The organism is Vibrio sp. 2433-A1, from assembly GCF_056726085.1.
On sequence record NZ_JBRESC010000044.1, the window covers coordinates 1 to 8889 of the forward strand.

The 8889-nt window shown below is 45.6% G+C and carries 5 protein-coding genes and 1 rRNA gene; 2 read left to right on the forward strand and 4 right to left on the reverse strand.

Translation table 11 applies throughout. From position 1 onward, the window contains the following. Nucleotides 1-39 precede the first annotated feature (39 nt). From ACU01J_RS20975 to rluD, 4 genes are all read right to left on the reverse strand, one after another. Nucleotides 40-1592 (reverse strand): 16S ribosomal RNA (locus ACU01J_RS20975). Between the two features lie 566 nt (nucleotides 1593-2158). After that, nucleotides 2159-4732, reverse strand: coding sequence for an ATP-dependent chaperone ClpB (gene clpB / locus ACU01J_RS20980; protein ID WP_481087386.1), 2574 nt, complete (start codon nucleotides 4730-4732; stop codon nucleotides 2159-2161). A gap of 111 nt (nucleotides 4733-4843) precedes the next feature. Then, nucleotides 4844-5572 carry a peptidoglycan editing factor PgeF gene (pgeF, locus tag ACU01J_RS20985; RefSeq protein ID WP_481087387.1) on the reverse strand — a complete coding sequence of 243 codons (729 nt, stop codon included), beginning with the start codon at nucleotides 5570-5572 and terminating at the stop codon, nucleotides 4844-4846. A gap of 2 nt (nucleotides 5573-5574) precedes the next feature. Beyond that, nucleotides 5575-6555 (reverse strand): 23S rRNA pseudouridine(1911/1915/1917) synthase RluD, encoded by a 981-nt coding sequence (rluD, locus tag ACU01J_RS20990; RefSeq protein WP_481087388.1) that lies wholly within the window; start codon nucleotides 6553-6555, stop codon nucleotides 5575-5577. Nucleotides 6556-6689: 134 nt separating this feature from the next. Between rluD and ACU01J_RS20995 the strand changes: the two genes are divergently transcribed. Together ACU01J_RS20995 and ACU01J_RS21000 are read left to right on the forward strand one after the other, a co-directional pair. Next, complete coding sequence (locus ACU01J_RS20995) at nucleotides 6690-7415, forward strand: outer membrane protein assembly factor BamD (protein WP_481087389.1); 726 nt, start codon at nucleotides 6690-6692, stop codon at nucleotides 7413-7415. A gap of 132 nt (nucleotides 7416-7547) precedes the next feature. After that, complete coding sequence (locus ACU01J_RS21000; protein ID WP_481084253.1) at nucleotides 7548-8879, forward strand: IS4 family transposase; 1332 nt, start codon at nucleotides 7548-7550, stop codon at nucleotides 8877-8879. Nucleotides 8880-8889: the final 10 nt, after the last annotated feature.

Sequence of the window (8889 nt, forward strand, 5' to 3'; positions counted from 1 at the left end):
ATCAATCTGTGTGGACACTCATCGTGAGTAATCATCGTATAAGGAGGTGATCCAGCCCCAGGTTCCCCTAGGGCTACCTTGTTACGACTTCACCCCAGTCATGAACCACAAAGTGGTAAGCGTTCTCCCGAAGGTTAAACTACCTACTTCTTTTGCAGCCCACTCCCATGGTGTGACGGGCGGTGTGTACAAGGCCCGGGAACGTATTCACCGTGGCATTCTGATCCACGATTACTAGCGATTCCGACTTCATGGAGTCGAGTTGCAGACTCCAATCCGGACTACGACGCACTTTTTGGGATTCGCTCACTTTCGCAAGTTGGCTGCCCTCTGTATGCGCCATTGTAGCACGTGTGTAGCCCTACTCGTAAGGGCCATGATGACTTGACGTCGTCCCCACCTTCCTCCGGTTTATCACCGGCAGTCTCCCTGGAGTTCCCGACATTACTCGCTGGCAAACAAGGATAAGGGTTGCGCTCGTTGCGGGACTTAACCCAACATTTCACAACACGAGCTGACGACAGCCATGCAGCACCTGTCTCTCAGTTCCCGAAGGCACAAGACTGTCTCCAGTCTCTTCTGAGGATGTCAAGAGTAGGTAAGGTTCTTCGCGTTGCATCGAATTAAACCACATGCTCCACCGCTTGTGCGGGCCCCCGTCAATTCATTTGAGTTTTAATCTTGCGACCGTACTCCCCAGGCGGTCTACTTAACGCGTTAGCTCCGAAAGCCACGGCTCAAGGCCACAACCTCCAAGTAGACATCGTTTACGGCGTGGACTACCAGGGTATCTAATCCTGTTTGCTCCCCACGCTTTCGCATCTGAGTGTCAGTATCTGTCCAGGGGGCCGCCTTCGCCACCGGTATTCCTTCAGATCTCTACGCATTTCACCGCTACACCTGAAATTCTACCCCCCTCTACAGTACTCTAGTCTGCCAGTTTCAAATGCAATTCCGAGGTTGAGCCCCGGGCTTTCACATCTGACTTAACAAACCACCTGCATGCGCTTTACGCCCAGTAATTCCGATTAACGCTCGCACCCTCCGTATTACCGCGGCTGCTGGCACGGAGTTAGCCGGTGCTTCTTCTGCAGCTAACGTCAAATCCATACGCTATTAACGTATGAACCTTCCTCACTGCTGAAAGTACTTTACAACCCGAAGGCCTTCTTCATACACGCGGCATGGCTGCATCAGGCTTGCGCCCATTGTGCAATATTCCCCACTGCTGCCTCCCGTAGGAGTCTGGACCGTGTCTCAGTTCCAGTGTGGCTGATCATCCTCTCAGACCAGCTAGGGATCGTCGCCTTGGTGAGCCCTTACCTCACCAACTAGCTAATCCCACCTGGGCATATCCTGACGCGAGAGGCCCGAAGGTCCCCCTCTTTGGCCCGAAGGCATTATGCGGTATTAGCCATCGTTTCCAATGGTTATCCCCCACATCAGGGCAATTTCCCAGGCATTACTCACCCGTCCGCCGCTCGACGCCCTTAACGTTCCCCGAAGGTTCAGTTAAGTCGTTTCCGCTCGACTTGCATGTGTTAGGCCTGCCGCCAGCGTTCAATCTGAGCCATGATCAAACTCTTCAATTTAAAAGTTTTGATTCCCTAAATTAATAGGGCGAGGCTCAATGAATACTGACTTCAAAACTACTGTGTAATTTTAAAGCTATTATCGTTCCAACAGAACGATAATGAATTGACTGTGCCAAATAACGCCTCTCTAATAAAGAAAGTCACTATTTGTATTGGTCACTTCGTTTCATTGAAACCTAATTTGAAGCCTAAGCTTCTAATTGGATTATCATCAACGAGTGCCCACACAGATTGATAGGTCTATATTTTTAAAGAACTTCGTTTTGGGCTCTGCTCAAAACGGACGGCCATTTTATCGAGATAACTTATTGTGTCAAACACTTTTTTCGTTATTTCTTCGAAAGTTATCGTTTAACTTTCACCGCCGTTGTTGTCATTGCTTGTCAGCTTGGTTTCCCGTGACAACGGAGGCGCATTATAGGGAGTTCCGAATTAAGCGCAACCCCTATTTTCAATAAAAATGCGTTTTTTAAGTCGTTCGCTCAACAATCCACCAATAAGCAAAAAAAGAACACAAAAGGGCCTAAATTTTGGCCCTTCTTTTATCTATCACTTCAACAACACTATTGATGCGCAATTATCTGGTCATTGCTTACCAGTAGTTTTACCGGTTTGTCTGGGATGACCTTGCCCGCAAGAATAGCTTTAGCAAGCGGGTTTTCGACACTTTGCTGAATCGCACGCTTTAGCGGCCTTGCTCCATATACTGGATCGAAACCAACTTGCGATATCAAATCTAGTGCTTTGTCTGATACATCCAATGAGTAACCTTTCTCTTCCATACGTTTTGAAAGTCTCAACAGCTGTATAGAGGCAATCGACTTAATATGCTCTTGGCCAAGTGGGTGGAAAACAACGCTCTCATCGACTCGGTTTAAGAACTCTGGACGGAAATGTTTACTCACCACATCCATCACTTGCTCTTTCATACCTTGATAATCGAGCGAGGCAAAGTTTTCTTGAATACGCGCTGAACCAAGGTTCGACGTCATAATGACAACCGTATTACGAAAATCGACCGTTCGACCCTGCCCATCCGTTAAGCGACCATCATCTAAGACTTGTAGCAAAATGTTGAATACATCTGGGTGAGCCTTCTCTACCTCATCTAACAAAATTACAGAATAAGGCTTGCGGCGTACAGCTTCTGTAAGATAGCCACCTTCTTCATAACCGACATAACCCGGAGGTGCACCGACTAAGCGTGCCACCGAATGTTTCTCCATAAACTCTGACATATCGATACGAACCATCGCATCTTCACTATCGAACATGAAGTTAGCTAATGTTTTACATAATTCAGTTTTACCAACACCCGTTGGTCCCAAAAAGAGGAACGAACCAATCGGCTGATTTGGCTCAGATAAGCCAGCGCGACTGCGTCGAATAGCATTCGCAACCACTTCTACCGCTTCAGTTTGTCCGATAACACGTTTGTGCAGCACTTCTTCCATGTGCAGTAGTTTCTCTTTTTCTGCTTCAAGCATTTTAGATACAGGAATACCTGTCTGCTTAGAGAGCACATCGGCTATTTCGTTGTCGGTAACTTTGTTTCGCAGCAATGTCATCTCTTGCATCTCAGCTTGAGTCGCAAGATCTAACTGTTTTTCTAATTCAGGAATACGACCGTATTGCAATTCTGACATGCGATTCAAATCACCAGCACGTCGCGCGAACTCCATATCCATGCGCGCTTGTTCTAGTTCAGATTTGATATGTTGCGTACCAGACAGAGCCGCTTTCTCCGCATTCCAAACTTCTTCGAGTTCAGCAAACGCGCGTTCTTTTTCATTAAGCTCATCATTTAGGGTAGTTAAGCGCTTCTCACTCGCTTCATCATGTTCATTAGTCAGTGCTTGCTGTTCTATTTTCAACTGAATGATTTTGCGCTCTAACTTATCCAATGACTCTGGTTTAGAATCGATTTGCATACGGATACTTGAAGCCGCTTCATCAATCAAATCTATCGCTTTATCTGGCAATTGGCGATCAGACACATAGCGATGAGATAAGCTCGCCGCTGCAACAATAGCAGGATCGGTAATCTCTACATGGTGATGCAGTTCATAGCGTTCTTTCAAACCACGTAAAATGGCGACGGTATCTTCGACACTTGGTTCATCAACAATGACTTTTTGAAAACGTCGCTCAAGAGCAGGATCTTTTTCAATATACTGACGGTACTCATCTAATGTTGTCGCGCCCACACAATGAAGCTCACCACGAGCCAATGCTGGTTTAAGCATGTTTCCTGCGTCCATTGAGCCTTCACCTTTGCCGGCCCCAACCATAGTATGAATCTCATCAATGAAGAGGATAATGTTGCCCTCTTCTTTTGACAGTTCATTCAATACCGACTTTAAGCGTTCTTCAAATTCACCACGATATTTAGCACCCGCAACTAAAGCGCCCATATCTAAAGAGAGCACTCGACGACCACGTAGCCCTTCCGGCACTTCATTATTGATAATTCGCTGAGCCAGACCTTCAACAATCGCCGTTTTACCCACCCCAGGCTCACCAATAATGACAGGGTTATTTTTAGTACGGCGTTGCAAGACTTGGATAGTACGACGAATCTCGTCATCACGACCGATAACTGGGTCAAGCTTGCCTTGTTCAGCGCGCTCGGTCAGATCGATAGTAAACTTTTCTAACGCTTGACGGAGCTCTTCGGCATTCGGGTCATCAATTTTCTGACCGCCACGGACTTTATCAATTGCTTCAGATAATTTAGCTTCGGTTAAACCAGATTCTTTGAGCAAAGAACCTAGTGGGCCTTTGTCTTCTAGTGCAGCAAGTAAGAAGACTTCAGATGAGATGTAGGAGTCTTGGCGCTTTTGAGCCACCTTGTCACACAGGTTAAACATAGTGCCCATCGCACTCGATAACTGGACGTCACCACCGATACCACTCACCTTAGGTAAACGATCTAAAATCTCGCTTAACTTAGAGCGTAAATGAGTAATATCAACATTGAGCATTGTCAGCAGTGGACGAATCGGACTACCGTTTTGGTCCATTAAAGCTACCATCAAATGAACGGGTTCGATGTATTGATGGTCGCGACCTAAAGCAAGCGACTGAGCGTCAGATATAGCGATTTGGAATTTGCTAGTAAATCTGTCAAGACGCATATCTACCTTCCTACCTCAACTGAGAAAAAATAACTAATCAGTATGAAAGATGGATACGCTTTGGTGGATTTTCAAGGGGAGGTTGTCGCTTTCCGTTATGAAAATAGACGATTAGTTTTCGATCCAGATAAAAGTTGCTTGTCGACCTGTTATCCCGTCTCGGCGATAAGAGTAGAAACGGTTAGCGTCTTCAAATGTACATAGGTTGCTGTAGTAAACTTGATCTACACCGACACTGTTGAGTCGTTGCGTCACCAACATATTCATATCGGCAAGCCACTTTCCCGGTCGTAATTTAGCGGTGAACGCTTGTTGGGCCTCTGGAGCAACTGAAGTAAAAGCATCAACAACATCTTGGCCAACTTCAAAGGCAGCCTGACCAATCGCTGGGCCAACCCAAGCCATGACTTCACCATCAAACTTAGCCACCGCATTTTCGACAATGCCATTTGCTAAGCCACGCCAACCAGCATGCACAGCCGCAACTTGGGTGCCTTCTATATTAGTAAGCAACACCGGAAGGCAATCTGCGGTCATTGCCGAGCAAACCACACCAGCAGAAGCCGTAAACAGACCATCTGCATCTACCACGTGCTCTATTGGCTCAACGGCCTGACTAACAACGGTAGAGTGAGTTTGGTTCAACCATACAGGTGCTGATGGCATGTTTGCCTCTAGCGCTAACTCAGCGCGGTTTTTCACTACGATAGATTGCTCATCCCCAACATGAGCACCCAGATTAAGCCCTTGATACGGACCAACCGAGAATCCTCCAGCTCTTGTCGAAGCAAAGGCTTTAACCTGTTTTTTAGCAGGCCAGTTAGGGATGATCATTTCCATACTTAAAACTCGTCTTTTAAGCCGTGTTCTAGAGTATCTTGGCGTAGTGCTTCTGCCATTTCGATCATATCGTCAGGCACAGGAGCATGGAACTCTACTTCTTCACCAGTAATTGGGTGCTCAAATTTGAGCATTACCGCATGAAGCGCTTGACGATCAAAGCTGCGAATGTGGTTCGCTAGCTCTTCTGATGCACCACTTGGAATACGTGCACGACCACCGTATGCAGTATCCCCTAATAGAGGGTGCTGCAAGTAAGACATATGAACACGAATCTGGTGCGTACGGCCTGTTTCCAGACGTAATCGGATACGTGTATGTTCACGGAAGTGTTCCGCTACACGGTAATGAGTAATCGCAGGCTTACCTGTAGGCGTCACTGCCATCAAGGTTCGCTTGGTTGAGTGGCGACCGATTGGTTGCTCTACTCGTCCACCAGCGGTCATACGCCCAATAGCGATCGCTTCATACTCACGCACAAAGTTACGCTTCTTCTGTAATGCTCGAACTAAACGAGTTTGTGCAGGGACGGTTTTCGCCACAACCATCAAACCAGTCGTATCTTTATCGAGACGATGCACGATACCCGCACGAGGAACTTCAGCGATATTAGGATAATGATGTAGCAGAGCATTAAGTACTGTACCATCTGGCGTACCCGCACCTGGGTGAACAACAAAACCACGAGGCTTATTGATCACTAAGATATCGTCATCTTCATAAACGATATCAAGTGGGATATCTTGCGCTTCCCAACGCTCTTCATCTTCAAGTTCCGCTTGCAAGATAATCTCTTCGCCACCCATAACCTTGGTGCGAGGCTTTGATATCACTTCACCGTTAACTTTAACTTTACCGTCAAGCAGCCATTCCTTTAGGCGTGAACGAGAAAAGTCCGCGAATAATTCGGCGATAGCTTGGTCTAGGCGTTGGCCTAATTGGCTATCTTTTACTGTATTTGTTAATTCAATCTGCTGAGCCATATCGAACTTTTTTAAAAACTGTGAGACTAATTGTCACTAGTGTGGAAAAATGTACTATTGGACATTGTATCTGTTACTGCTCAGAAAGTAACGGAAGCATCTGAAATATTTATCTCAAGGAATCGAATCCTGACATGAAAAAGCATACTTTATCTGGCTTGTTGGCACTATCGCTACTGGTTGGCTGTTCTAGCAGCGAAGAAGTCGTTCCAGACGTGCCACCATCTGAGCTTTACTCAGATGCGCAGATTTCGCTTCAAAGTGGTAACTGGATAACTGCAATTGAAAAGCTAGAGGCTCTAGATTCTCGTTACCCGTTTGGTGCTTACTCTGAACAAGTTCAGTTAGACTTGATCTACGCCTACTACAAAAACGATGATCTTGCTTTAGGTCTTGCAACTATCGAACGCTTTATGCGCTTGAACCCGACCCATGAAAAACTAGACTGGGTACTTTATATGCGCGGCCTTACCCATATGGCACAAGACCGTAACTTCATGCACGACTTGTTCAATGTCGATCGTAGCGATCGTGACCCTGAACCGGTAAAAAAAGCGTTTGCTGATTTTAAAAAGCTCCTTGAACGATACCCTACAAGTCCATATGCAGAAGACTCACAAAAGCGCATGTACGCTTTAAAAAATCGTCTGGCAGAATATGACTTAGCAACGGCAGATTTTTACCTGCGCAGAGAAGCATGGATTGCAGCAATCAACCGCACGCAAGAGCTACAAAAAACCTATCCAAATACTGAAGCCGCTAGAAAGTCGCTTGAGATTCAGCTCGAAGCGTATAAGCAACTTAATCTACAAGATGCCATAGAGCGAACTGAGAAGTTGATTGAGCTAAACCCTCAATAAGCAGCTATAAAATAAGAAAAAACGCCTCTAATCTGAGTAATGCCGATCAGTTAAGAAAAATTTTTGAGATCATTTGACCGATCCTCAAAAGGCTTCAAAATCCGATATTAGGAAACTAATATCGGATTTTTCATGTCTTTAGAAAGCCAACTTGCGAATACTTTTCGCTCATGCAATACCTTCCATCACTTTGACAAATACTCTGAGATCCTTAGTCCAGAGCTTATCCAGCAAGGTTTTGAAAAAGCTGGTGTAGCAACAGTGAGAAGAAGACGCTTACCCTTGGAAGCAGTACTTTGGTCCGTTGTAGGAATGAGTCTTTTTCGGCAACAATCTGTTTGGGATATCGCTAACCAACTTGATATTGTCCTACCAGACAAACAGCGCTTTGTTGCGCCAAGTGCTGTTGTCCAAGCGAGGCAGAGATTAGGCGAAGAAGGTGTTAAACAAGTCTTTAAGACGATGGCGGCTCAGAGTTATCAATCTTCTAAGTTTGAAACTTGGTGTGGACTCAATCTTCTATCTGTCGATGGTGTCGTTTGGAGAACGGCAGATACACCTGAAAATCATCAAGAGTTTAAAGCACAGCGTAATCAGTCATCTGAAAATATTTACCCTAAGATACGCATGGTTTGCTTGATGGAGCTTACAAGTCATCAGCTCATCGATAGTGCATTCTCTGACTATCGAACCAACGAAATGCGGCTTGCAGAAGAACTCATAGAACAAACGCCAGACCATTCTCTGACTATTTTTGACAAAGGATATTACTCTCTGGGACTGCTTAACCGATGGAACAAAGTCGGCCAAGAGAGGCATTGGATGCTCCCTGTGAGAAAAGACTTCCAGTATGAAGTCGTTCATAGGTACAGCAAGAGTGATGCAATCGTTGCGATTAAAACAACACCTCAGGCAAGAAAGAAGTTTAGTGAACTTCCTGATGTAGTTGAAGCAAGGTTAGTCTCAAAAATCATTAAAGGTAAGGAGTATCAGGTGCTTACATCAATGCGTGATGGGTTACGTTTTCCTGGCGAAGAAATCGTAGAGCTCTATCGTTATCGCTGGGAAATCGAATTAGGCTATCGGGAAATGAAGCAGACCTTACTTGACAGTGAGTATACATTGCGAAGCAAGCGTCCAGATATGGTTAAGCAGGAGCTCTGGGGTATTTTACTCGCCTATAACCTTATCAGGCAGGTTATGACAAAAGCGGCAAGTAGGTTAGATAGCGTCTGGCCAAATCAACTGAGCTTTACGAGTAGCGCTATGGCTGTGACGCAATACTTTGCAGCGTTGCCTTTAACAAGCCCAGGAAAGCTCCCTAAACACTATGAGGTATTACTAGAGCATGTATCCATGTTTATCTTACCGCCTCGAAGAGAAGATAGAAGTTATCCTCGATGGGTGAAGTTGAAACCCAAGAAGTACGCAACAAATAGAAAAAATGCCAGTCAGCTTAACTGACTGGCATTAC